This window comes from Tateyamaria sp. (assembly GCF_059783535.1).
The window spans coordinates 1-25,418 of sequence record NZ_JBYNDP010000052.1 but is presented as its reverse complement, the minus strand read 5'-3'; the positions used below and the strand labels follow the sequence as shown (position 1 = coordinate 25,418).

18 protein-coding genes are annotated in these 25,418 nt (G+C 56.9%); 10 read left to right on the top strand and 8 right to left on the bottom strand.

Translation table 11 applies throughout. The features are described from left to right. Window positions 1-359 (bottom strand): alcohol dehydrogenase catalytic domain-containing protein (locus tag AC6RA8_RS11755; protein WP_500352939.1); only part of this gene is annotated, 359 nt, incomplete at its 3' end. A gap of 123 nt (window positions 360-482) precedes the next feature. On the opposite strand from AC6RA8_RS11755, the gene AC6RA8_RS11750 reads away from it, so the two are divergent. From AC6RA8_RS11750 to AC6RA8_RS11730, 5 genes are read left to right on the top strand one after another with little or no spacing between them, the layout of a single operon-like run. Beyond that, the gene (locus tag AC6RA8_RS11750) at window positions 483-989 is read left to right on the top strand and encodes a hypothetical protein (RefSeq protein WP_500352938.1); all 507 of its coding nucleotides are present in this window, start codon (window positions 483-485) and stop codon (window positions 987-989) included. Next, on the top strand, window positions 986-1,705 hold the full coding sequence (locus AC6RA8_RS11745) for an ABC transporter ATP-binding protein (RefSeq protein ID WP_500352937.1): 720 nt from the start codon (window positions 986-988) through the stop codon (window positions 1,703-1,705). Before AC6RA8_RS11750 ends, AC6RA8_RS11745 begins: the two co-directional genes overlap by 4 nt. 5 nt (window positions 1,706-1,710) lie before the next feature. Then, complete coding sequence (locus AC6RA8_RS11740) at window positions 1,711-4,071, top strand: ABC transporter permease (RefSeq protein WP_500352936.1); 2,361 nt, start codon at window positions 1,711-1,713, stop codon at window positions 4,069-4,071. A gap of 4 nt (window positions 4,072-4,075) precedes the next feature. Further along, window positions 4,076-5,281, top strand: a complete 1,206-nt coding sequence (locus tag AC6RA8_RS11735) for an efflux RND transporter periplasmic adaptor subunit (RefSeq protein WP_500352935.1) — start codon at window positions 4,076-4,078, stop codon at window positions 5,279-5,281. Window positions 5,282-5,292: 11 nt separating this feature from the next. Then, window positions 5,293-6,966 (top strand): PHA/PHB synthase family protein, encoded by a 1,674-nt coding sequence (locus AC6RA8_RS11730; protein ID WP_500352934.1) that lies wholly within the window; start codon window positions 5,293-5,295, stop codon window positions 6,964-6,966. A 17-nt stretch (window positions 6,967-6,983) separates the two neighbouring features. Here the strand turns inward: AC6RA8_RS11730 and AC6RA8_RS11725 are convergent, their stop codons facing one another. Continuing rightward, entirely contained in the window at window positions 6,984-7,358 is a 375-nt protein-coding gene (locus AC6RA8_RS11725) for a phasin family protein (RefSeq protein ID WP_500352933.1), read from the bottom strand. 127 nt (window positions 7,359-7,485) lie between these two features. Here AC6RA8_RS11725 and AC6RA8_RS11720 point away from each other — a divergent pair, with 127 nt between their 5' ends. Then, a complete protein-coding gene (locus AC6RA8_RS11720) occupies window positions 7,486-10,092 on the top strand; it encodes a cation-translocating P-type ATPase (protein ID WP_500352932.1) in 2,607 nt (868 codons plus the stop codon). A gap of 582 nt (window positions 10,093-10,674) precedes the next feature. Here AC6RA8_RS11720 and AC6RA8_RS11715 read toward each other — a convergent pair. From AC6RA8_RS11715 to AC6RA8_RS11695, 5 genes are all read right to left on the bottom strand, one after another. Beyond that, window positions 10,675-11,316, bottom strand: coding sequence for an aspartate/glutamate racemase family protein (locus AC6RA8_RS11715; protein WP_500352931.1), 642 nt, complete (start codon window positions 11,314-11,316; stop codon window positions 10,675-10,677). Continuing rightward, on the bottom strand, window positions 11,316-12,155 hold the full coding sequence (locus AC6RA8_RS11710) for an ABC transporter permease (protein ID WP_500352930.1): 840 nt from the start codon (window positions 12,153-12,155) through the stop codon (window positions 11,316-11,318). The genes AC6RA8_RS11715 and AC6RA8_RS11710 overlap by 1 nt, the downstream gene beginning before the upstream one ends. A 2-nt stretch (window positions 12,156-12,157) precedes the next feature. After that, on the bottom strand, window positions 12,158-12,979 hold the full coding sequence (locus AC6RA8_RS11705) for an ABC transporter permease (protein ID WP_500352929.1): 822 nt from the start codon (window positions 12,977-12,979) through the stop codon (window positions 12,158-12,160). 98 nt (window positions 12,980-13,077) lie between these two features. Next, the gene (locus AC6RA8_RS11700) at window positions 13,078-14,343 is read right to left on the bottom strand and encodes an ABC transporter substrate-binding protein (RefSeq protein WP_500352940.1); all 1,266 of its coding nucleotides are present in this window, start codon (window positions 14,341-14,343) and stop codon (window positions 13,078-13,080) included. A 33-nt stretch (window positions 14,344-14,376) separates the two neighbouring features. Next, on the bottom strand, window positions 14,377-15,360 hold the full coding sequence (locus AC6RA8_RS11695) for an ABC transporter ATP-binding protein (RefSeq protein ID WP_500352928.1): 984 nt from the start codon (window positions 15,358-15,360) through the stop codon (window positions 14,377-14,379). 222 nt (window positions 15,361-15,582) lie between these two features. On the opposite strand from AC6RA8_RS11695, the gene AC6RA8_RS11690 reads away from it, so the two are divergent. Together AC6RA8_RS11690 and AC6RA8_RS11685 are read left to right on the top strand one after the other, a co-directional pair. Continuing rightward, a complete protein-coding gene (locus AC6RA8_RS11690) occupies window positions 15,583-16,272 on the top strand; it encodes a GntR family transcriptional regulator (protein ID WP_500352927.1) in 690 nt (229 codons plus the stop codon). Next, entirely contained in the window at window positions 16,269-17,099 is an 831-nt protein-coding gene (locus AC6RA8_RS11685; protein WP_500352926.1) for a GNAT family N-acetyltransferase, read from the top strand. The genes AC6RA8_RS11690 and AC6RA8_RS11685 overlap by 4 nt, the downstream gene beginning before the upstream one ends. A 336-nt stretch (window positions 17,100-17,435) precedes the next feature. Here AC6RA8_RS11685 and AC6RA8_RS11680 read toward each other — a convergent pair whose 3' ends face one another. Further along, window positions 17,436-18,431, bottom strand: coding sequence for a hypothetical protein (locus AC6RA8_RS11680; RefSeq protein ID WP_500352925.1), 996 nt, complete (start codon window positions 18,429-18,431; stop codon window positions 17,436-17,438). A gap of 489 nt (window positions 18,432-18,920) precedes the next feature. Here AC6RA8_RS11680 and AC6RA8_RS11675 point away from each other — a divergent pair, with 489 nt between their 5' ends. After that, window positions 18,921-19,163 (top strand): hypothetical protein, encoded by a 243-nt coding sequence (locus AC6RA8_RS11675; RefSeq protein ID WP_500352924.1) that lies wholly within the window; start codon window positions 18,921-18,923, stop codon window positions 19,161-19,163. Between the two features lie 1,005 nt (window positions 19,164-20,168). Further along, the gene (locus AC6RA8_RS11670; protein ID WP_500352923.1) at window positions 20,169-25,202 is read left to right on the top strand and encodes an SPM autocatalytic domain-containing protein; all 5,034 of its coding nucleotides are present in this window, start codon (window positions 20,169-20,171) and stop codon (window positions 25,200-25,202) included. Window positions 25,203-25,418: the final 216 nt, after the last annotated feature.

Genomic DNA, 25,418 nt, shown 5'->3' with positions numbered 1-25,418 from the left:
GTGTTCTGCTGGCTTTCGCACAAGGTCTCCCACCCTCCCGAACAATGCTCGCATCGCCCGCAGGCGGTATGCAGCCAGGGAACACCCACCCGGTCCCCTTCCTTCAGATGCGTGACCTCAGCACCGAGGGCAGCCACCTCGCCTACGCCCTCGTGACCGGGGATGAACGGTGCAGTAGGCTTGACCGGCCAGTCCCCCATCGCCGCGTGCAGATCGGTGTGGCAAACGCCCGAGGCACGCACGCGCACCAACACATCGCGCGGCCCGATCTGAGGCACCGGAACCTCTCGGATATCGAGCGGCTTGCCAAGCTCGGTCACAACTGCAGCTTTCATTGTCTTGGGTAACGTGTCCGGCATCTCGCTGCTCCTCTCGACTGGCGTTGATCGTTCTGTGCCATGTGGCTCCAGCGCTTGGATTGATATTGCTCAATGCGCCACGCATCGAAGGCGCTAAACCGACCCGGAAAGGGGTCGGGAGTCATGCCTGCGAACACATCACCTGCCATTTTTTGCTTTTCGAAATCGGGACATACCCGCCGCGCCGTGGATTTGCTTGCGCAGCGGACAGGGGCCCAGGTCATACCAATTGAAACCGACCGCTACCGGATGCGCCTGCTGTGGGTCTTGCGCGCAATCTGGGATGTTGGCCGATCACACTTGCCGCCACTGAGCAGTGGCAATGTGGTTCCAGCGGACAGACCCTGGATCGTAGTGGCTTGCCCCATCTGGGCGGATCAACCCGCTCCTCCGGCACGCAGTGTCATCACTGCGCTGGCGTCAACAGCGACACCCGTTGGCCTGCTCACCACGTCTGGCGGGGCCAGTGAACCTCTCAAATGTGTGGCTACTTGCGAAAGTGTGTTGGGCCGCCGGTTGGCAGCAAGCTTAAACATCCAGAACAAGATCGAAAACACACCGGAAACAGACAGGCGCCTCGACGTATTTGCCCACGCCATGATGACATCGGCATCACTAGGTGCCGCATGACAAAATTGCCCGCCGAACGCGTGTTCCGCACCAGCGGGTTGACCAAGGTTTACGACACCGGAGAAGTGAAGGTCTACGCGCTCGACAATGTGGATCTGGAGCTTTTTGCGGGCGAATTGACTGTGCTGCTGGGCCCCTCGGGCAGCGGCAAGTCCACGCTGTTGAACATTCTGGGCGGGTTGGATCACGCCACAAACGGCCGCGTTTGGTTCCGCGATCTTGAACTGACCAATCTGCGCGACCGGGGGCTGACCCGCTACCGCCGCGACCATGTGGGCTTTGTCTTTCAATTCTACAACCTCGTGCCCAGCCTCACGGCGCGCGAAAACGTGCAACTGGTCACGGATGTGGCGCCAAACCCCATGCCGCCTGAAGAGGCCCTGGACCTTGTCGGGCTGACGCACCGGATGGATCACTTTCCAGCGCAATTGTCGGGGGGCGAACAACAACGCGTCGCGATCGCGCGCGCTGTGGCGAAGCGGCCTGAAATCCTGCTCTGTGACGAGCCCACCGGCGCGCTGGACAGCAAGACCGGGATCCAGGTGCTGGAAGTGCTGAAACAGGTGAACGAAGACCTTGGCACCTCAACCGTGGTGATCACCCATGCGGCCGAAATCCGCAAAATGGCGCACCGCGTGATCTGGTTCCAAGATGGCAAGATCGCGAATATCGACGTGAATGAAACGCGGCTCGACCCAGCCGAGATTGCGTGGTGAACGGGATGGAGGCGCTCGACCGCAAACTCATCCGCGACTTCCGCAGGCTCTGGTCACAGTTCCTTGCCATATCGCTTGTGCTGGCCGCCGGCGTGGCCGTGCTGCTGATGTCTTTCGGCATGTCTGATGCGCTCGAAGAAACGCGTGCGACCTATTACGAGCGCAACCGATTTGCCGACGTGTTTATCGATGTGAACCGGGCACCGAACAGCATGCTCGATATCATCCGCAGCATTGACGGGGTCGCGTCCATCGAGCCGCGCGTGACCACCTATGCGACACTGGACATTCCAGCCAAGGTTGATGCCACGGTGGCCTATGTCGTATCGCTGCCCGAAAACGGCACATCCCTCAACCAACCGATCCTGCGGCTGGGCAATTGGCCCGATGCCACGGCCACCGATGCGGTGGTCCTGAACGCTCCGTTTGGTGAAGCGAACAACCTCTGGCCCGGTGACGATTTCACCGCCACGCTCAATGGCACCAAACGCACGCTGACGGTTACGGGCTGGGCCCTGTCGCCCGAGTTCATCTACACTATCGGCCCCGGCAGCCTGATCCCCAACGACGAAGACTTCGGCGTGATCTGGATGCCTGAACAGGCGCTGGCCGCAGCTTTGGACCGGACGGGCGCGTTCAACAACCTCTCAGTCAAACTGCGCTCAGGGTACCGGTTGGAACAGGTGATCGACGCGCTCGACACCATTTTGGAACCATACGGCGCACTTGGCGCCATTGACCGGACCGAACAGGAATCCAACGCCTTCATAGATGCGGAAATCACGCAACTGCGTACGCTGGCCTATACGCTGCCGCCCATCTTTCTCGGGATCACGATCTTTCTCGTGAACATGGTGATGGGAAGGATTGTGGCGCTCGAACGGGCCGAGATCGGGCTGCTCAAGGCTCTGGGCTATTCCGATGCGGCCATTCTGATGCACTACCTTCTGCTTGCCAGCCTGGTCGGCGTCTTCGGTGTGTTGATCGGTTATGTCGCCGGCAGTTGGCTCAGTTTCGAGCTCGCGCAGCTCTATGCTGATTTCCTGAAGTTCCCTTACCTGATCTATTCGGTGTCGTGGAACATCTACGTGTTGTCCGGCGTGCTGGGCCTGATCGCGGCAGGCACAGGGGCCGCGCGCGCTGCATGGGTCGCGGCGCGATTGGCGCCTGCCACGGCCATGGCTCCGCCCGCGCCACCCCGGTTCACCACCAGCTGGGTGGATCGCGCCCTACACTTCATCCGCGTCAGCCAGCCCACCATGATGATCCTGCGCGGGATCATCCGATGGCCGATGCGCGCAGGCCTAAGCATCCTTGGCATGGCGCTGGCAGTTGGCATTCTGGTGTCCTCCAACTTCTTTCCGGACGCACTCGATCTGATCATCGATACCGCGTTCTACCAATCCAACCGCCAGCACGCCGTTCTATTCTTCAATGACGAAGTGGACGAGAAAGTGGTGGAAGAGGCCCGTCGTCTGCCCGGTGTGCTTCAGGCCGAAGGGCAGCAGGTGATGACGGCAGTTCTGCGTCACGAACACTTTAGCAAGCGCGCCGCGATCGAGGCGCGGCGCCCCGGCATGAACCTCAGCCGCGTGGTGTCAACGGACGGTCGAGTGGTGGATGCCCCGCCCGGCGGCATCATGCTGTCCGAACGTCTGGCTGACCAGCTTGGCGCGTCCCTTGGCGATGTGATCGAGGTGAAGTTTCTGGGGGTCCATCAAGGCACCTACACCCTGCCCGTCACCCAGCTTGTGACCCAGTTCTTCGGCCTGGGCGCTTACATGGATCAAGCCACCACCAACCGTCTGTTCCAGCAAGACCCCCGCGTCTCCATCGTCAACGTGACGCTGGACGCGGCCCATGGCGACGCCTTTCAACAAAGCCTCAAAGACCTGCCAAAGCTGGCTGGGCGCGCGATGCTGGCCGAAAACCGGGCCGGGTTCGAGGATACAATCAGCAAAAACATCCTGATCACGACCACGATCTACGCCATCCTCGGCACGTTGATCACTGTCGGCGTCGCATATAATGGCGCGCGCATCCAGCTGTCGGAACGCGCACGTGAACTCGCCAGCCTGCGCATCCTCGGCTTCACCAAGGGCGAGGTCGGATTCGTGCTGGTGGGCGAGATCATGTTGCTGGCTGTCCTTGCCCAACCCTTGGGTTGGTGGATTGGCTGGGGCGTCGCCAAGATGCTGACCGAAAGCTACACCAGCGACCTCTACTCCATGCCTCTCGTGGTCAGCGCCTCCACTTTTTCCTCCGCCAGCCTGATCGTGCTGACCGCCGCCCTCGTCTCCGTCCTTATCGTGCGACGCAGGCTCGACGGCATCGACCTTGTTTCCGTGATGAAAACCAGAGAGTGACACCATGGCCCAGACCAGCCGCAATATCATCCTTGGCCTGATCGGGATCGGCATTGCCGGGGGCCTGCTTTATGTGACCTTCCGCCCCGAACCCGTGCCCGTGGACCTGCACACCGTGGATACCGGCCATTTCGAGATCACGGTCGATGCCGATGGCACGACACGCGTGGTGGAGGTCTTCGAAGTGTCGGCCCCCATCGCCGGTGTCGCCCAACGCTCGCCCGTGCGCGTGGGTGATCCGGTGACAGGGGATGAAACGGTCGTCGCATTGGTCGAACCCATCTCACCCGGGTTGCTCGATGCCCGCACCCGTATGCAATCCGAAGCCGCCGTCAGCGAGGCCGAAGCCGCCCTGCACGTGGCCGAAACGGACCTGGCCCGCGCGCGGGAGGATTACATATTCTCGAAATCACATTTCGACCGCACCTCGGAACTGGTTGAACGGGGCGTGGCCAGCATCACCCGGCTGGAGGAAGCGCAACAGCTCTTTGCCATCACAGACGCCGCACTTGAGGCGGCAAATGCCCGTATCGCGCAGGCCGAAGGCGGGTTGCGCCGGGCAAAGGCGGCCTTGGTCGAAACCTCGGGCAACGGCGAAAACGATACGTGCTGCATGTCGCTGCTTGCCCCAACCGATGGCGTGGTTCTGGACATCGACGAGGTCAGCGCCCGGCCAGTTACATCGGGTGAACGCCTGCTGACAATCGGTGACCCCGGCCAAATCGAACTCGTGGCCGATCTGCTCACATCTGACGCGGTCAGCCTGCCACCAAACGCTCGCGCAACCGTTGAACGCTGGGGCGGCCCCCCGCTTCAAGCCAAATTGGCCTATGTAGAGCCTGCGGCGCGCATGAAGGTCTCTGCCCTCGGGATCGAGGAACAGCGCGTCGACGTCGTGTTCGACATCACGACACCCCCTGAACAACGCCCTGATCTGGGACATGAATTCGCCGTCTACCTGCGCATCGTCACTTACGAGGAAGAAGACGCGCTTCTGATCCCGCTCAGTGCCGCATTCCGCACCGATAACCATTGGGCCGCGTTCCGCGTGGACGGCGACAGGGTCGCGCGCGTGCCGGTCGAACTTGGCGCGCGCAATGGGCGCTTTGCGGTGGTGGAAAGCGGGCTGGAGCCCGGTGACCGCATCGTGGAGCACCCCCGCGACGACCTCACTGATGGCGCCTTGATCGAAGAACGTACCGCCTTCTGAAAGGACATCCCGTGCCCAAGGACAGCACCAACCACAACCTCGATCGCATCCTGCACAGCGCCGTGGGCAAGGCCACGGGCGGGCTGTCGCCCTCAGCGCTCAGCACTGCATGGCTCGACTGGGCCTTGCACGTCGTGGGCTCTCCCGAACGGCAAATCGAACTGGCCTTCAGCGCGTGGGCCAAGGGGGCAGAGGCATGGACCACGTTGCTGACAGGCAAGGCCCCCGAAACAGATGATCCAAGGTTCCAAAGTCCCGCGTGGGACGTGCCGCCGTACAACCAACTGCGGCACTGGTTCAGCCTGCAAGAGGCGTGGTGGCAAGAGGCAACGGCACCGATCGTCGGCGTTGATCCCGCCCATCAACGCATTGTCTCCTTCGCTGCGCGGCAAATCATCGACACTATGTCTCCGGCCAATTTCGCGCTCACCAACCCGGATGTGCTGGACAAGACACTGGCGGAACACGGGCAGAACTTTGTGCAGGGCTGGCAGCACTGGATCGAGGATTTCAATCAATTGATCAGCCAGCGCCCAAAGGTCCATCCAGACTACCGTGTGGGCGAAACCATCGCCATCACACCGGGCGACGTTGTCTATCAGAACCAGCTGATTGAACTGATCCGCTACCGGCCAACAACGAAGAAAGTCCACGCTGAACCGATCCTGATCGTCCCTGCGTGGATCATGAAATACTACATTCTGGATCTGTCACCGCAGAACTCACTGGTCGCCTATCTCCGCGATCAGGGGTTCGAAGTGTATATCATCTCGTGGAAAAACCCCGACAAGGGCGACGCCGACCTGTCTTTGGAGGACTATCTTGATCTTGGGCTGTTTGCCGCCATCAACCACATTGCGCCCAACGACGGCGCGATACACGCGGTCGGCTACTGCCTTGGTGGCACCTTGCTGGCTGCGGGGGCCGCCGCCATGGCACGGGATCACGACACGCGCTTGCGCAGCTTGTCGCTGCTGGCCGCGCAGGTGGATTTCTCCGAACCGGGCGAGTTGTCACTTTTTATCAATGAAAACCAGGTTGCCTTCCTCGAAGACATCATGGCGACCCAAGGGTACCTGCGCGCGGACCAGATGGCAGGGGCCTTCCGCATGCTCCGATCCACCGACCTGATCTGGAGCAGGATCGTACGCCATTACCTCCTGGGCGAACGCACACCCATGAACGACCTGATGGCCTGGAACGCCGATGCCACGCGGATGCCTGCGCGGATGCATTCGGACTACCTGCGGCAGATGTTTCTGGAAAACCAGCTGGCCAAGGGGCGGTTCAAGATGGGGGGCAAGACGGTCGCGCTCACTGACTTGCGGGTGCCGATCTTCTGTCTTGCGACCGAAACCGACCACGTGTCGCCTTGGCGATCCGTCTTCAGACTGCAGATGCTGACCGACACGGATGTGACCTTTTGCCTGACGGCTGGCGGGCACAACAGCGGCGTGCTCTCCGAACCGGGCCACCGAAACCGCCACTACCGGCTGCGCAAGAAGACAGAAGGCGACCCGCATACCGCCGCCGAAACCTGGATGGACCAAGCCCCTATCGAGGATGGATCATGGTGGCCTGCATGGGGCAAATGGCTGGTCGATCACAGCAGCGCGAAACAGCCTGCACCTGCAAAAAAGCGCTGGACCAAGGGACCAGCGCCAGGGCGTTACGTCTTTGGCTGAACCTCGAGGGGATCGGGTCAGCTCTTCTTGGTTTCGTCCGCGCTTGGCGGCGCATACATGTCCTGGCTCATCTGCACGAGCTTTCCGGTCTCGGCGGTGTATTGATCAATGGCGGTCTGCATGAACTCCGCCTGGATTTTCTGAAGCTCCGAGACGTCCTTGCAATGCAGCATCTTGTGTTGCGTCTTGACGTCTTCCTTGATCCGGTCGGCAACAAAGGACAGCACTTCGCTGCCCAGATCACTCATCCCTTCGACCCAGGCCAGACCCATTTGCGACATGGTTTTCAGGGCCTGATCCTGCATGGCGGCAACGTCGCCGGCCATTTTGGTCACATCGGCAGTCGTCGATGTGGCGGTCTCCGCAGCGCCTGCGGGCTGTTTCGGTGGCATTTCGATCTCCCAACTATGACTGATAGGCGCAAGCCTATCGTCCCCGTGTCGCCGCCGATTGATCTTTCTCAATGCCGCGCGACCCATGCGCTGCTAGCGCGAAAGGACCCGGCCCGGAGAAACCCAGATGCACGCTTCCGACGTGTCCGCAGCCCCTTCCATGGGACTGTCAGCCCAGCAGATCGACGCTTTGCGCGCCCAGCACGGCTGGAACGAATTGCCACGCCAGAAACCACCCGGGCCGCTGACGGTTTTCTTGCGGCAATTCGGAGGCATGCTGGTTGTGATCCTGGTGGTCGCTGCGCTGATCGCACTGGCCTTGGGCGAACAGGTGGACGCCCTGGCCATCGCCCTTGTGCTCCTGTTGAACGCGGTTCTGGGGTTTGTGCAGGAATGGCGCGCCGAAACTGCGCTGGATGCACTGCGGTCCATGCTAACACCCCACGCCATCGTGGTCCGCGACGGGCAAGAGGTTGACATCCCCGCCCGCGAACTGGTGCCTGGCGACCTCGTCGTTGTGACCGCCGGGGCCGCCGTGCCCGCCGATCTGCGCATCGTGTCAGCCGTCGAAATCCGCGTGGACGAAAGCGTACTGACGGGGGAGTCGGTGCCAGTGGACAAGTCAGAGCAGGGCACAGACGATGAAACCTCTCTTTTTGCCGGCACAGCGCTGGTCAACGGGCGTGCCCTTGGTGTCGTCACTCAGATCGGCCAGCACACCCGGTTCGGCCAGATCGCCCAACTGACGGGAAGTGTCGGGCAAAAGCGGACAAATCTGCAGATCCGGCTCGGAAAACTGGCCCAACAGATCGGCATCGCGGCTCTTTCCATTGCCGCTCTGGTTGTCGTCATCGGCCTGATGGTCGGTCGCGGACCGTTTGAGATGTTTATGACCGGCCTGTCGCTCGCCGTCGCCATGGTCCCCGAAGGGTTGCCCGCTGTCGTGACGATCACGCTCGCCATCGGCGCGTCCGCCATGGCCCGCAAGAACGCACTGGCGCGCCGGTTGCAGGCGGTTGAAACGCTGGGTGCCGCCTCGGTGATCTGCACCGACAAGACCGGCACACTGACTGAGAACCAGATGACGGCGACGCAAATCTGGACCCACGATTGCACGTATGACGTCACCGGCGAAGGCTACGATCCGACAGGCCACATCGAAACTGGCGGAACATCCGTTCGCGCCGCTGACGACCCGGATTTGGCTCTGATCCTGAAGACGGCCCTGACCTGCACACACGCCTCCCTGTTTCGCGAGGGGGATCACTGGAAGATGATTGGCGCACCCACCGAAGGAGCACTCATCACCCTGGCTTTCAAAGGCTGGGCGCCACCGGTGTCCCAATCCGACATACTCTCGGAAATTCCCTTCAGCAGCGAACGCAAGCGTATGGCTGTCTTGGCAAATGATGCAGGCCAGCCCCGCCTCTTCGTCAAGGGCGCGCCCGAAGTCGTGGCTGAACGTTGTGACAAAATCCTCGCGGACGGCGTCCCCCACACACTCGACCAATCCACCCGGGAACGCATCGCAACCGCTTATCAGTCCATGGCCGCCCGGGGCTTACGAGTTCTCGGGCTTGCCATGCGCGATGCAGGCAAGGACGACATGTCAGAAACGAACCTGACTTTTTTGGGCCTGGTCGGCATGATGGACCCTCCGCGGGCAGAAGTTGAGTCAGCCCTGCGCCTTGCCCGTAACGCTGGCATCCGGGTCATCATGATCACCGGCGACGGTGCAATCACTGCTGCTGCCGTTGCGAACAAGATCGGATTGGGAACACCTGATCTGATTGAAGGGCATGAAATTGACGCCATGGATGACAGTGCCCTGGCGGAAAGGCTCCAGGACGATGTGCTTTTTGCCCGTACCCGGCCCGAACACAAACTGCGCATCGTCAAAGCCCTTCAAAGCAACGACCAGATTGTTGCAATGACGGGCGATGGAGTGAACGATGCCCCTGCCCTGAAACAAGCAAATATCGGCGTCGCCATGGGCATTCGGGGCACTGAAGTGTCCAAGAGTGCAGCCGATCTCATCCTTCTCGATGATGACTTCTCGACCATCGTGAACGCTATCGGCGAAGGGCGCAGGCAGTTCGACAACGTCCGCAAATTCGTGCGTTATCTCATGTCCTCAAACGCGGGCGAGGTGTTGGCGATCATGGTCAATCTCATCATTGGAGGGCCGCTGATCTTCCTGGCCACACAGATCCTGTGGATGAACCTGATCACCGACAGTATCACCGCCGTGGCCCTGGGGTTGGAGAAGGAAGAACCTGACCAGATGCAACGCCCGCCACGCAAACCAAGCGAGGCCATCCTCGGGCGGGCAGGATTTGCTCTGATTGCCACCTTCGGACTTTATACGGCCACTGCAAGCCTCTGGGTTTTCTACACGTTTTTGCCCTACGGCGTGGATATTGCCCGTACCACGGCCTTTACCGCCATGCTGATCTTCGAAAAGGTCAGCGTGTTCGCTTTCCGCTCTCTCACGCGGCCAACAACCACAATCGGATGGTTCTCGAACCCGATCCTTGTGATCGCATTCACCATCAGCGTCAGCTTGCAACTCGCGGCTGTCTACTGGCCTCCGCTGCAAACGCTGCTGCGCACCGTCCCACTCGGGGTTGAACACTGGATGATCATCGGCCTGCTTGCTGCCCCGCTCATCATCGTCCCGGAGCTCGCCAAAGCAGTGCGAATACACCGAACACAAAACCCTGAACGCCCTTGACCAATACCCGTCACCACAGCTGCAAATCCACGCCCAACGCGATGATCCAACGGATAGCCGTTATCCGCTTCAGGGGTCGATTGACCTGCTCTCTGAGAGTTTTGTACTCGTTGAGCACTAGGGTATTTTGGCTTCCACAAACCCTTCGCTCATCAGTCGCCTCCACATTGCAGCCTCCCCTCAGGCCGCTCGATCCGCGTCAGGCACATCTACATGGATGATGTCCGGGTGGTCTACGCAAACGCTTCATACCTCTGTCGGTCATTGCACGGGCGAAAGAAGGTTTCGAACCGGATACCAGTCCTTGGCGTATCTGCAGCGATAACTCACTTCGTCCCGCAGACTGTGGGATCGCCGGCACTCAATTCTTGCGCTCACAGAGAATGTCTGGAAAGCGGGCTGCGCCTGCGGCATTCGCACAAGGTGTTGGACGACGGCTTTGGGCCGTCCCTTTCCGAGAAAGCGGGCGTTAAAGACGCGATGCTGCGATTGCCCCGACGACTGCAATGTGCCCTTAGTTACCTATGCTGCAGGTTTCACCAATGGCCACAGAGATCGCAATGTGTCCGTTGAGCTGACGGATCAATTGAGCCAATTCCAACAACGGGCCGCACAGGTTACCGGGTCTATGGTTTCCAGTGACAGTGCTTTTTCGACTTGGTGATAAACCTCGACCATTCCCGCACATCCAAGAATGATCGCAGAAATTTCATCCAGATTTTGGGCCTGCAGAGCCTCTGACTTGATGATTTCAGAGGCCTTGTTTGGGGTCGCGTCCAAGTCCAGAACAGGTACTTCAGAAGCGCGGACTTTTGATACGTATGGGCTCAGACCTATTCGCCGAATGTTGTCTTCGATAATAGGAACGGAGACGGACAACGTGGTCACAACGCTGAAACGCCAGTTCCTTAGGGCTGCATAGTGATACGACGCTTGGCCGATACCGATGACAGGACATTCGGCAGCTGCCGCCGCCTGGTCGAGCGCAGTGTCGTCAAAGCAACCGATGATAATGCCATCCGCCCCGGACCTTGATGCTTGGTCGACAAGCTGAAGAAGCGGTTCCGTTGCGGTCTCTCCGTCCTTTGGCCCTTGGATCGCGGGCGGCCCATTGTGCGAGGTCCAGCCTTCAAAACTCTGTTTAGGGGCAGCCCTGCGTGCTTGCACCAGTATGGCCTCCGTCATTGAGACCGTGCTGTTGGGGTTAATGATGATGATCGACATCAGACCATGCCTCGGCCCGCGTCGGACCCGTGCCGTGCGCGGCGGCGGTTCATGACCCAAACGACAAGCAGGAATACCCCGATCACCACTAGCGAAAAAACAGTGGTTAACGTGCCCAACGCGAAAAGGACAGGTGTTGTCACGTTGGTCGTCATGCCGAAAATCTCAAGTGGCAGCGTGTTGTGGCTCCCGGCGGTCAGCAGTGTTCGGGCAAATTCATCGTAGCTGAGGGTGAAACCAAAAAGAGCAACGCCAATGAGGGAGGGTGCGATGATAGGCAGCACGACATGGCGAATGACCTGCCATGGGCTGGCCCCGAGATCACGGGCGGCTTCCTCATACGACCGGTCAAATCGATTGAACACGGCAAACATAATCAGCAATCCAAAGGGAAGCGTCCATGTCAGCTGTGCGCCAAAGCCAGAACTCGACCAATGCACCGGCAGGCCGGATTGCGACCAGATAAGACCAACGCCCAGAGAGATCAGAATTGAAGGGATCACCAGTGATGTGATGATCAGGTAGAACAACACTGTTGAACCCGCGAAGCGTTTCCGAAACGCCAGCCCTCCCATGACCGACACCACGACAGTCGTGACCATCACCATCAGGCCCAGTATCAGCGAGCGACTGAAGGACCCCCAGATATCGCCAACGGCCTGCTGTTCAAAGAGATCGCGGAACCAATGCAGGGAAACACCGCGCATGGGAAAGGTAAGGCCGCCGCCGGGCCCTTGGAATGACAGAATGCCGATGGTCAGAGTCGGGCCGTAGAGGAAGATTAGGAAGAGAACGAAAAAAGCGCTGAGAACGAAAAAGGACTTGGGGCGAGGCTCCATTGTCAAAGCTCCTTTCGGATATCGACGAAACGCAAAAGCGTTCCGATCAAGAGCAAAACCGTAACAAGTAGAATGACGGCAGTCGCAGATGCTGAAGGGTACTGCAGCAGAGCGATGTCGTTCTGGATCAGCCGCCCCATATTGGCGGATTGGCTGCCGGACATGAACCGGACTGTGATGAAATCTCCCATGACAAGGGCCACAACGAAGATCGTACCGATCATGATCCCCGGTTTTGTCAGGGGAACGATGACATGCCATAGCGTCTGCCAGCCTGTGGCTCCTGCATCTGCTGCGGCTTCGATCAATGATTTGTCGATGCGCATCATCGTGTTGAAGACGGGGACCACCATAAACAGAGTGTAGAGATGCACAAAAGCAAGGATCACACTAAAGTCGCTGAACAGCAGCCATTCAAGCGGTTCATCTATGACACCCATTGAGATCAGCGTCGAATTGGCGATCCCGTTGCGCCCCAGAAAGGGGATCCACGAGATCATTCGGATAATATTGGAGGTCAGAAACGGGATCGTGCACAGCAGGAAAAGTGCGATTTGCCAAGTCAGGCTGCGAATGTGAAAGGCCAGATAATAGGCCACTGCAAAGCCGATTGACAGCGTCAGGGCCCACGTGATCAAGGCGTATTTGAAGGTGTTCAGAAACACCCGATAGGTCACATCCGAGGTCAGAAGGAACTCGTAATTGTCGAACAGAAAGGCGGGGTAAATCGACCACTCCGTTGCGCCCCAGAAGCTGACAATCACGATCATCACAATTGGGGCTACAAGGAAGACCAGCAGCACCACCGATAAGGGCGCAGCCAAAAGCCAACCTATAACTGTATTGTTCCGCAAACCTACCTCAAACGTCTTTTAGAGATTTGTCTTGCGCCGGAGGACCAACGCCCTCCGGCGTGCATCGCTTAGGCTGCGATGAATTCGTTCCATTTGCGGACCATGTACTGGTTCTCGTCCATGACGGCGTTCCAGCATACCACCGATCCCATGCGTTCCAGGAAGGAGCCGCCATCGCGTACCTCACCAGGCCCGGCAAGCTTGTCGCCTGTTGGAGACACGATGTCCCCCTTGGACTCTTTGCCCTCGTACCAGTAGCCCCACTCGTCCTCGGTCATGAATTCTTTGGAGGTACTAGGCACAGCAGAGTAGTAGCCCTGACGCATCAGATAGCCGCCGACCCAGCCGGAGAGATACCAGTTGATGTATTCGTAGGCCGCATCCAGCTCCATGCCCGACAGCGAGGCCGACAGACCAAGTCCGCCGCCCCAGGAGCGATAGCCCTCTTCCAGCGGCTGATAGACACATGGGATGCCTTGTGAACGTACTGCAGTGATTGCTGGCGACCACATGGACTGGATGACCACCTCACCGGATGCCATCAGGTTCACGGATTCATCAAATGATTTCCAAAACGCGCGGAACTGGCCGTTCTTCTTGGCTTCGGTAAAGATGCCAAGGGTCAGGTCGATTTCTTCCTTGGTCATGTTGCCTTTGTCTGGGTAGGTGTATTCACCCATCGACTCGACGACCAAGGCCATATCCATGATCCCGATCGACGAGATATCCAGGATCGAGGCTTTGCCTTTGAATTCGGGGTTCAGAAGCTCAGACCAATTGGCGATCGGACGGCCAATCAGATCTGGACGGATGCCGAGTGTATCAGCGTTGTAGATCGTTGGGATAAGGGTCATCCAGCCGGATTCTTCTCCGACAAACTCTGTACCGTTGACGTCCGTAGTGAACCCAACGGTGTGTGGCGCGGTCCCTTGGGCGATTGTGCTTTCAGGCGTCAACAGACCACTTCGGAAGGTGCCCGCGATGTTTTCATATTGGGCGATCTTGGACGTATCCATCGCCTGCAGATTGCCAGCGGCCCAGACCTTTTTGCAGATGAAATATTCGATATCGGCAATATCAAAACTGTTGGGCTGTGTCGCCGCGCGTTGTGTCACGCTGTCCGTATCCAGCGCTGTCATTTCCAGCGTGAAGCCCAAATCCTCTTTGACTTTCAGAGCGACGTCATTCAGGTTCGACACCCCGGTGCCAAACTGGCGCAAGGTGATGTTTTTCGTCTCTTGTCCCCATACCATTGGAGCCGGAAGCGCGGCGGCCGCCACCGCCGCGCCACCCGTCTTCAAAAGCGAGCGACGCGAATAGCGTACTTTTGAGATTGTCGTCATAGTTCGTCCTCTCTGTTGAACTTTTTATCCAGCCAGGGCGTGCGCCGCCTCGGCCTCCCAGTCGAGGCCGATGGCCTCCCCGAGCTCCTTCGGGTTGCCGAAGAAATCCTTGTCTGACAGCAGTGCGGTGACCTCTTGCGCACCGGGAACAGAAGCAGTGAGCGCAACATGCGTGCCTTGATATTCGATGTTTGTGATGGTGCCCGGCAGCTTTGCCGCTTTGTCCACGGTTACTTTCAAAGCATCAGACCGGACAGCGACCAAACCTTCGGGCATCGCCACGACGTTGTGCGACCCTAAGAAGCGCGCCACAAAAGCTGTTTTCGGGGCGTCAAAGACCGAGCGTGTTTTGCCCGCTTGTTCAATCTTAGCGTCGTTCATCACGACGATCTCATCGGCAAGAGCCAACGCCTCGTCCTGGCCATGGGTGACATGTACGAATGTGATGCCAAGTTCCCGCTGCAGCTTTTTCAGCTCTGCCCGCATACGAATCCGCAAGAACGGGTCGAGCGCTGACAGCGGCTCATCCAGCAACAAGACATCTGGTTCCGTTATCAAGGCCCGCACAAGGGCCGCGCGCTGCTGTTGGCCCCCGGACAGTTGCGCAGGTAGGCGATTCGCCATGGTTGTCATGTCCACAAGTTCCAAAAGCTCTTTGGCGCGCGCATGGCGCGTGCCCTTGTCGACACCATTCATGGTTAAGCTGAAAGCCACGTTGTCCAGCACACTCAAGTGCGGGAATAGCGCGTAGTTCTGAAACATCATTGCGGTGCCACGTTTGGCAGGCGGGAGGTCCGAGATGTCCCGTCCGGCAAGGGTGATCGATCCATCAGACACGGTTTCATGTCCGGCAATCATGCGCAGGGTGGAAGACTTCCCGCAGCCAGATGGCCCCAAAAGGCACGCGTACGTTCCTGCACTGAAGTGGTAGCTGATCGCATCAACCGCCACTGTCGCGCCATATCGCTTGGTCAAGCCAATCAGTTCAAGATCGATCTTCTGGTTCATGTCACCCCCGCATCGGTGCCATGACGCTGCGTCAACCGCCTTTACGGAACCAAGGTGATTCAAGCTTTTCGACACTCACCCAGAAGCAAGATGCTCGAATTTGATCAGGTCGGGAGAGTTTTGTACAAAAAATGAGCGCTGATTGTATACGATTTTTTACCTTATCGTGCACGGCTTGTGCGTGACGTCATCTGGTTGCAGATGTATGAAAGGAGGTGTCACGTGACGATCAATCTGAAATCAAAATCCGCAACCGCCGACGAGATCGCGCTTCAATTAACCGAGGCGATTCACACGCATCGTCTGCAACCAGGCGCAAAACTGCGTGAAGATGAAGTCGGCGAAATTTTTAAAGTAAGTCGTACAATTGTCCGACAATCCTTGCATTCACTTGAACACAAAGGTCTCGTCACAATTTTGCGTAACAAGGGTGCATTTGTTGCCAAGCCTACCCTCAAAGAAGCGCGCGAGGTGTTTGAAGCACGATCCCTGATCGAGCCAGCCATGGCACGGGCAGCGGCTTTGCGCGCCGCGCCACAGGACGTTGTCTTTCTTGAAAAGCACATGAAAGCGGAGAAGGACGCCCTCGACCGCGAAGAGGTTGGGGAAGCTTTAAGACTATCAGGCGACTTCCATGTACAAATCGCGCGGATTGCCGACCACGCTTTGATTGAAACTCTATTGGCACAGTTGGTCGCGCGCTCTGCATTGATCATCGCGCTGTATTGGCGACGCCGTAACGCCCTGTCCGATAGCTCGTCGCATATGGGGCTGGTAAACGCTCTTCGCGACAGAGACGCAGATGGTGCCGAAGAGATCATGAAGGGACATCTGCTTGATTTACTGATGCAACTGGATCTCCGTGATAACCCATCCGGGCCAGTCTCCCTGAAAGATGCACTCAGGAAATGACGACATTTCGGACCGCGACGCTGAGCGAACTGTCATTGATCCTGGACTGGGCCGCCGACGAGGGGTGGAACCCCGGTCTCAATGATGCTGAAGCTTTCTTTGCAGCCGACCCAACGGGTTTCTTTGTTGCAGTCGACGAGCAGGACGAACCCATCGCATCCATTTCTGTTGTCAACCACACAGCCGATTTCGCTTTTTTGGGACTTTATATCGTGCGCAAGGAATTTCGCGGGCGAGGAATTGGCCTTGGGCTCTGGAGGCACGCATTGCATCATGCGGCCTCCCGAACGGTGGGCCTTGATGGTGTGGACGCGCAGCAAGAAAACTACCGTGCATCGGGATTTGCCTATTCTGGCGCAACGACGCGATTTACCGGGCGCTTAACTGAACGGCTTGGCCGGGATATACACATTGTTGACCCGCAAGACATCCCAACCTTGATACAAATGGAAGCGGTAGCATCTGGCGTTTCAAAGCCCAACTACTTTCGCCCATGGTTCGCAGGCAGCCGCAACAGAACCACCTTCGTTAAACGTGACCAAAGCACCATCGTTGGATTCTGTACGATCCGCATCTGCCAATCTGGCGCTAAGATCGGACCTTTGGTCGCCGCAGACATGGATGTTGCCCGCGAACTGATCGCGCATGCGGCCACCGGCATTGGCGGACCGATTAGTATGGACGTCCCGGATAGGTCAATCGCGCTCATTGAGTTGTGCCAAAAGATGGGGTGGCAACCGGGCTTCCAAACCGCGCGAATGTACAAAGGGGAGTTCGATGCGTCCGGACACAGATGTTTCGCAGTTGCCAGTCTAGAACTGGGTTAACATTAGGGCATTGGGTTCCGACACGCAGGGTAACCAATGGTGTCTTTGAACCTAAAAACAGACCTTCAAGATACAGTGGGAAATGACTGTTTGGTCCCGCCTCGCCGTCATCCGGGACTAGATTATCAATGACCGCTTTGGGCTGGGGGCGACGTTAGATCTAGACGCGGCGGAGGTTGGCAGCGGTCGTACTTCGAACAAGGCCGCGGTATGTACGGATGTCCACTCATTCGCCTGAGATCAAAACGCTTAAAAGACAGAAATGGTTTAAGCGATGGCTGATAGAGGAGGCGTTACTTCGCCCAAACAGGTTGCTTAAAATGCAAATCCGATGGTTCACGGGTAGGCTCGCGGAACACAGGGCGAGCGCCCACGACAATGGGATAGGTCGCCACGGTCTGGCGGTTGTCTGTGGCGAACACCGTAAACTCCGGCGCCGTAATCAATGAATATCGGGCCGCTTTTGAACGAACAGATCGTACCGGATGGCGTTTCAGAGCATGAGCCACCTTCTTCTTCTGCCCGCTCGACATTTGTACCTGGAACTACAAACGGGCCGAACGTGGTGTAACTCTTGGCGTCTGAATGGATCACGGGCGTGCCTTTTGGGTAAATGAACCTAAGCTCGGGCCCGCTGTAAACCGCGTAGAATTCAAATGTGCGCCCCGCGGGCAGCAAGGCCCCAGCATCGTTCAGCTCGCGCGACAATTGGATGGCGCTGCGAACGCCGATGTAAATATTGGCCGCGTGCACCGCTGCTCCGACACCGTCGCCCAAAGGGCTGGAAACGGGCTGGTAGGAGAGACCTATTCCCTGACTGACATTACCAATGTTGACCTGCGGAAACTGCACCGGGATATCCGTCAAACCAGCGTCGGGAAAGATGCTCACCGTACCGGCCGGGTATCGCCCTTCCAGGTCCTTGGCGAGCGCTCTATCCATTTGAATCTCGACTTCCAGGTTGGCCGCTTTGATGCGGCGATAGTAGTCGGGAAGGTCTTCAACCTTGATCTCTGAGATTGGCTTTGCGACTGGGGCACCGGGACCTTGCAGCAGGGTAACATCACCATCTGGTGAGACCATGACTCCGGCATTGATTGTGCAATTGTCAGCGCCGGACAGCTCGCACAGCTCATCCGAAAACTCTTTTGCTAAATGGTCCATGTCATCGGCCCAGTCTACATCGATGCCGGTCAGGTCTTCGAAAAGATCGCCAGGAAGATGTATGATACCTTCGAAAACATCACCGATATCATCAAAGATGCCCGCCGTTGCAGTGTTAGAAAAGGATACAACCAAACAGAAAATGCTCGCTGAGATTTTGAATTTCATTTTGCCCTGCCTCGGTTCTGGCCTGCCGGCCATACGCTATTGACATTTCTTGGCTTCGTAAAGTGAATGCTACTTGGAGGTGTGGCTAGCTTGTCAAAGCTCAAACGCAACTCAAGTCGAATTGGCAACGGACTGACGGTACTCTTTTGGATAATTCAGAGGCATTTTTCAATCCGAGCTTCAATACCGGCTTCGTGTTCTGCGCTAAATAAGCATGAACCCAGCATTGCAAGAGCTCATGTTACTTTTTCCCGAACAGAATACTGGAACGGGCCTTTGCGCTGCTGCAGGATACGACAGGTATTTATGTCCACGACTTGTTCGTGAGAGTGCTCAGAACCAATGTCGGCTTCGGGCTGCCTGGGGCCATCGACGCGCATCACAGCGGATGCCCGTGAGGCGCCCAGAGCTACCGGTGCTATCCAGCAGTAGCCGATTTGGCTTCGCTCTTGGCTTTCAAGTGAAGCGCAAACAACGTAGCAAGTTTCTATGAGATGGATGTTGGTTATTCTTGGCTTGGTTTTGATGTATTCTGGCCCGCGTCTGGGCGAAGTTTTTCAGTGCTATTGGGTGATTTACCAAACGGTTGACGGAAGCTGGTCATCCGCGATCTGTGAAAGTCCGTTATGGTTGGAACTGAAGTTCGTTGCGCCGTTTCAGTTGGTTGGTGCACTGCTGTGTATTTTAGGCGTTTGGCTTATGAAGAAAACGCAAAAATGGTTTAACGTATAAGATGACTGGCAGCTTCGTCCCGCACTGCCGTCATCGGGATACCTGTACCCAACGTCCGCATTGGGCTGGGGGCGACCTTTAAGCTAGGCGCGATGGATGTCGGCAGAGAGCCCGAGTTACGGATGTTGCGACTTGTATGAATGTCAGCTTCGCAGTTGGACCGACTTGTTGGTTGTGTCAGAGTAGGTTCAGCATGGATTTTTGGTACATCGGAGTGTCCAACAGCCAAACTGTGAAACGGGCTGATGCAGAGTATGCAACCTGCACCTGCTTAGGTTGTGTTGAACGTTGTCCGATGTTAACGAATACATCCATACTATGATCTCTTCTGGAAAGATCCGAATTGAAACCACCTAGGAAAACTGAATTTTGGAATCTGCTCTTCAAAAGCCTAACCCGGCGTTGGAAGGGAAAAGCTTTCTTCGTTGTTGTTGTTGCCATTGCAAGTTACCGGGATAGCACCTTTGCTTGGGATGGATGGCCTGGGATATTTGCAAGTTTTGCATTGATAGTTATTTTTTTTGGAGATACGTCATTGTTGATCTTTCGATGGATTTTCCGAAATTACAAACACGACAGGAATGATACTTAGTGGTTGACTTTATTTTCGGGTTCAAAGGCCCTGGTCCTCGCGGTACATCGGTCCGGACAGAATACAATTTCAGTACAGGCGAAGTTTCATCAACTGTAACCGTCAGCAAAGGTTTTGTTGAGTTTACGGGTGCGGGAATCGTTTCTGACGGCACCGAAGCTGATTGGAGCCAAGTCGAAACGCCTGTTAAACTTGGTGGCGCCAAAGTAGACGTGTTTTCCCAAGGCACCAGAGGATTAATGCTTGGGGGCTCGATTGACCCAGCCAGTGGAACTGGTGGTATTAGATTTGGAGCGGGGACGAAAGACGTAAATGCTTACGTCGAAATCTCCAACGAATTAGCAGGCTTGGATTCGTCTACCGACGATGTAGGCACTTCAAGACCTACCTCAGACGGGGATACCTTCGTTTCAGTGTCCAATGCTTCCGGGGTTGTTTCATTTGGAAATCAAGAACAGTTTGATTCCGGCTATACCGAGACAGGTGATTATGAACGTAATGGTGTCGTAGTATCAGAGTCTTATGGAACGTACATTGACGTTGGCAACGACGGCGACCCAAGCAACGATGTCTGGTACGACACAACCGGCACAATACCTAGCCCACCTGAAAACACTCAAAGTGATGCGGCCGGCAATCATTCAGGCACAACACCAGAACGACCGGACGCGGGAGGCGGACAAACAGGCGGGACCGGCGCTACAGCGGGTGGAAGTCAGGGCGACGGGACGCGTGGCGGCGGGTCAAGTACGTCGAATGGATCGTCTGGCGGAAACAATACAAGTTCGGGCGATGACCGGCGAACCGGAGAGGACAACGACCAAGGTGGGTCGTCTGGCGGCGGCGGTTCAAGTGGTGGCGGGCAGACAGGCGGAACTGGTGCGACAGCCGGTGGGAGCCAGGGAGACGGAACACGCGGAGGGTCAACGGGTGGTTCAGGATCTAGCGGGGGTCATGATGGGCACGGCAATACATCCACAGGGGGCGAATTTGGCGGTGCCCCGAACGACGGAGGATTTGATGGGCGTGGCAACACATCGGTAGGCGGCGAGTTCGGCCCGGTTATTTTGGACCTGGATGGAGATGGCATTGAAATCAACTACAACACATCTGTCACCTTCGATTGGGACGATGATGGATTTTATGAACAGACGTCGTGGGTTGGCGCAAATGATGGCTTTCTTGTCATAGACCTCAATGCCGATGGCACACGCGGCGAAGGCGACGGCATTATAGATCAGGCAAGCGAGTTGGCTTTTACCAATTGGGTTGATTTTGACGCGACTGATTTGCAAGCGCTTGGAACATTTGACCGATACGCTTCGCGTGGCGGCAACAACGATGGCGTTCTGAATGCACAAGACAGTGTTTGGGATGAACTGAATGTATGGCAGGACGTCAATCAGAACGGCGTTAGTGATGAGGGTGAGCTTTTTTCACTAGAAGACCTCGGCATTATTGAAATTGATCTGCACTATGATGACGGGACCGGCTTTGCTGATACATCCAATGACGTCATTGTCGGCGGCAACACGCTGCATGGGTTGGCTTCCTTTAAGCGGGATGGCGACGTAATTGTTGGCGGCGTTGGGGATGTGTCCTTGAGTTACGACCCTCGCGGGTGGCGGTTTGTAGAAACGGCTGACGGATTCAATCTGGAATACGAAACGGGCCAATCCGAACGCCTCCACATCATGGACGGAATGGGATCTGCCAACGTGAACTCAACATTCCGAAATCTCGACGGTGTGTTCGGTGATGATCGTGACAATGAGCTGCGAGCAAGCAATCACACCACGGCTGTTCTTCTTTCTGGTGGAGTTGGCTCGGACACTATTCTTGGAGGCTATGGCGATGACACAATTGTTGGCGGTCAAGGCAATGATCAGTTGCATGGTGGCAATGGCAACGATCTGATTTTCTTTGATGCAGATGACTCGGCCGTTGATGGAGGCTGGGGGTACAACGTCGGTGTGGCGCTTGGCTCGAACGGCGTCACAGTGAATCTAGTCGCGTCACGACTCCAGACGCTTTATGGAACGGATGGTTCGGATGTCGTGACAGGCGGTGGCGATCTTTCAGAACTCGCGGTGAATATCCACGGCAATGCAGGGCATGACGCGCTAACTGGCAGTGGGTCGGATGACCTTTTGAGCGGCGGCGAGGGCCGTGACACTTTGACAGGCGGTCTTGGTGAAGATGTTCTCGTTGGTGGTGGCAACAACGACCGCCTATATGCAGGCGACGGCGACGACACCTTGCTAGGCGAGGCCGGGAATGATGGCATTGAAGGTGGCGACGGCGACGATTTGATGTTTGGCGGTTTCGGCTTCGACACGCTTACAGGTGGAAATGGCGACGACTTCATAGACGGCGGCGAAGGTCATGACCGCTTGCATGGGAATGCCGGCGATGATGTCGCAGTTGGAGGAAACGGCGACGATACACTGTATGGCGATGGTGGCGACGATTACATTGACGGCGGTGCGGGCCACGACCGCATTTTCGGTGGCTGGGGGGATGATGACATCTTTGGCGGCAGTGGCAATGACACTATCGACTTGGCAGGCGGCGGCGATGATCGCGTAGAAGCGGGAGAAGGTGCTGACCACATTCACGCCGGTACGGAACGGGGTGCTTTTGAAATCCTTGGTGGCGCTGGACAAGACCGTTTTTATCTCAGTGGCAATGCAAGCGATTACACCATAACGTACCTTGGGTTTGAATTGTTCGGCGTCCAAGCCGGAACCAATCAGTATCGTGTTGTCAGCAACGACAACCGCCAAGTGTTCCACGTTCAGGATGTAGAGGCTTTCGTCTTTGGTGATGGTCAAGTCAGATGGATGGCCAACCGTGACGTCAACGCTGACAATTCAGAAACCTTTTTCGGCATCGGAAGTGCTGGGCTCGGCGATTATCTCGGCGATTCTTCTACGGTTGGCACCGATGGAAACGACGAAACTGGCCGTGGCAGCGGGGACGACGTTTATTGGGCCGATTATCTCGGCGGAACAGGCAATGACAGCGTTGGCTTAGGAACGGGTGACGACACGCTTATCCTGGTTGGCGGGAACGACACAGGATCTGGTGGATCTGGGGACGACACAATTTTTGGTGACCAGGGTGCGGACTCTGTCGAAGGCGGCAGCGGCAGCGACGGTCTTCTAGGCGGGTCAGGTAACGACGGAATCGAGGGTGGAGCGGGCGCCGACTTGATTTTTGGCGGTGACGGCAATGACACGCTTTCCGGCGCATCGGGCGCAGACATCATGAACGGTGACGCAGGCAACGACCAGCTTACCGGCGGTAGTGGCGCTGATCTGCTATCTGGCGGAACAGGCCGCGATACGCTTCATGGCGACGAGGGCGCCGACTATTTGAACGGTGGCGACCATGATGACATGCTTAACGGTGGGACTGGCGGCGACCGTCTCATTGGCGGCTCTGGGCAAGATACGCTTAACGGCGAAGACGGCAACGATGAACTCTACGGTGATCAAGGCGACGACACGCTCAACGGCGGACGTGGCAACGATTTCCTTGACGGTGGCGAAGGCGACGATTTTCTCAACGGTGCGTGGGACTTTGACAACCTACAGGGCGGCGCAGGCAACGATACTCTGCGGGGCGGCAACCTTGACGACTATCTGTTTGGGGGAGTTGGAAATGACAGCCTCTTAGGCGAGCAGGATAACGACGTTCTGGAAGGTGGCGCGGGGGCCGATACGCTCAATGGCGGCTCTGGTGTTTTCGACATGGCCGGTTATGCGTCATCGGCGGCTGCAGTTAGTGTCAACCTTAGCAATGGACATGCCTCTGGCGGCGACGCTGAGGGCGACGTTCTTTCTAACATCGAATGGTTGGCGGGCAGCGCCTATAACGACACGTTGGTAGGAGATGGCAATAACAACCGTCTATTTGGTGATGACGGGGATGACGAACTTACGGGCCATGACGGACGCGATCATCTGTTTGGCGATGTGGGTGCTGACACGCTGAACGGTGGCAATGATGAAGATTTGCTATCAGGCGGTGAGGGCGATGATCGCCTTGATGGCGGCAATGGCAATGATCAAATCATTGGCGGTTCAGGTGCAGATACACTCCTTGGCGGCCATGGGGACGACACCCTGCGAAGCGATGGCGGCAACGACATACTTACGGGTGGTGTTGGCGTTGATCTGTTCCGCTTTACTGATGGTGACGGCCGAGATGTCATAGAAGACTTCTCTGTCGGCGTAGATCGCTTGGAAATCAATGGTGTGGAACTGGACGATTTTTCTGCACTGCTGAACGGTATGACCGTTACCCTCAATCGCGATGATGATCTGGAAATCTCGTATGGCTCTGGCGATGTGGTCGTTCTGCGCCGCAATGACGACTTGGTTAGCGCCTATCCCAACTTGTTCCCAGGATATGGGACATCCGCAAGTGAGGGTGTTACAGGCACTGATGCACGCGATACGATCCATGGGCTGGCTGGGAATGACACTTTAGATGGTGGACGTGATCATGACCATCTTTACGGTGGGCAAGGTTCTGACCTGATCCAAGACAACCACGGAAACAACCGGATGTACGGTGGCGCAGGCGCCGACACAATCATCGGGGGCAATGGTCACGACATCATCAATGGAGGCGATGACAGCGACACTTTGACGGGCGGAAACGGTCGGGATCAGTTCGAGTTTGACCAAAACGACGGTCGTGACGTGATTACCGATTTCGACTTGCTCCACGACCGCATTGTGATCAGCGGCGAAACCATCCTTGATCCAGGTGACTTGCCAAGCGGCGTGACCGTACAAATGGCTCAGGGTATGCTCACAATCAATCATGGTAACAATGGGCGCATCCAGCTTGAAGGCATTACTCTGGACGACTGGAACGCATGGGCCGTTCAAGACTTGGATGGTGACAATGGCAACAATACACTCATTGGGAGAAACAACGGCGATACCCTGCGCGGAAATGGTGGCAACGACCGCCTGGAAGGTCACGGCTATCGTGACAGTCTCTATGGTGGCGACGGCAACGACACACTAGACGGCGGCAACGATCACGACCAGCTCTGGGGTGACAGCGGAGATGACATCGTATCGGCGGGTCAGGGCAATGATGATCTGTTCGGCGGAAGTGGTGAAGATACACTTGATGGCGGCAGCGGTCATGATGACCTCACTGGTGGGCAAAATGCTGACATCCTCACAGGTGGCAGCGGACGTGATACGTTCCATTTCCAACGCAACGATGGACAAGATCGGATCACCGATTTTGATGTGGGCCAAGACCATATTTCGTTTGAGGGAACAGGTTTGGGGTATAGCGACCTGACATTCCAACAGACGGGTGATGGATTGCGCGTGATCTACGGCTCGAACAATGAGCGTATCTTACTTGAGGGTTTGAATGTTGGCGATGTGAAACAGGACGACTTTCTATTTTAGGAAATTGGGTGTCGTTTTGTGTCGCAAGTGCCGCCAGACAACTTCCTGCATTGAACATACCGTTGATGTTATCAAGCGAAAGCGGACTTTGCTCGCGGATGTGAGAACGGCAGTATTGTCCGCACACCAGTCACTTGGACAATCATGATCAATGACCGCTTTGGGCTGGCAGTGATCAACCGACCAAACCAGTTGAACGTCTGCGTCAAGCCAAGA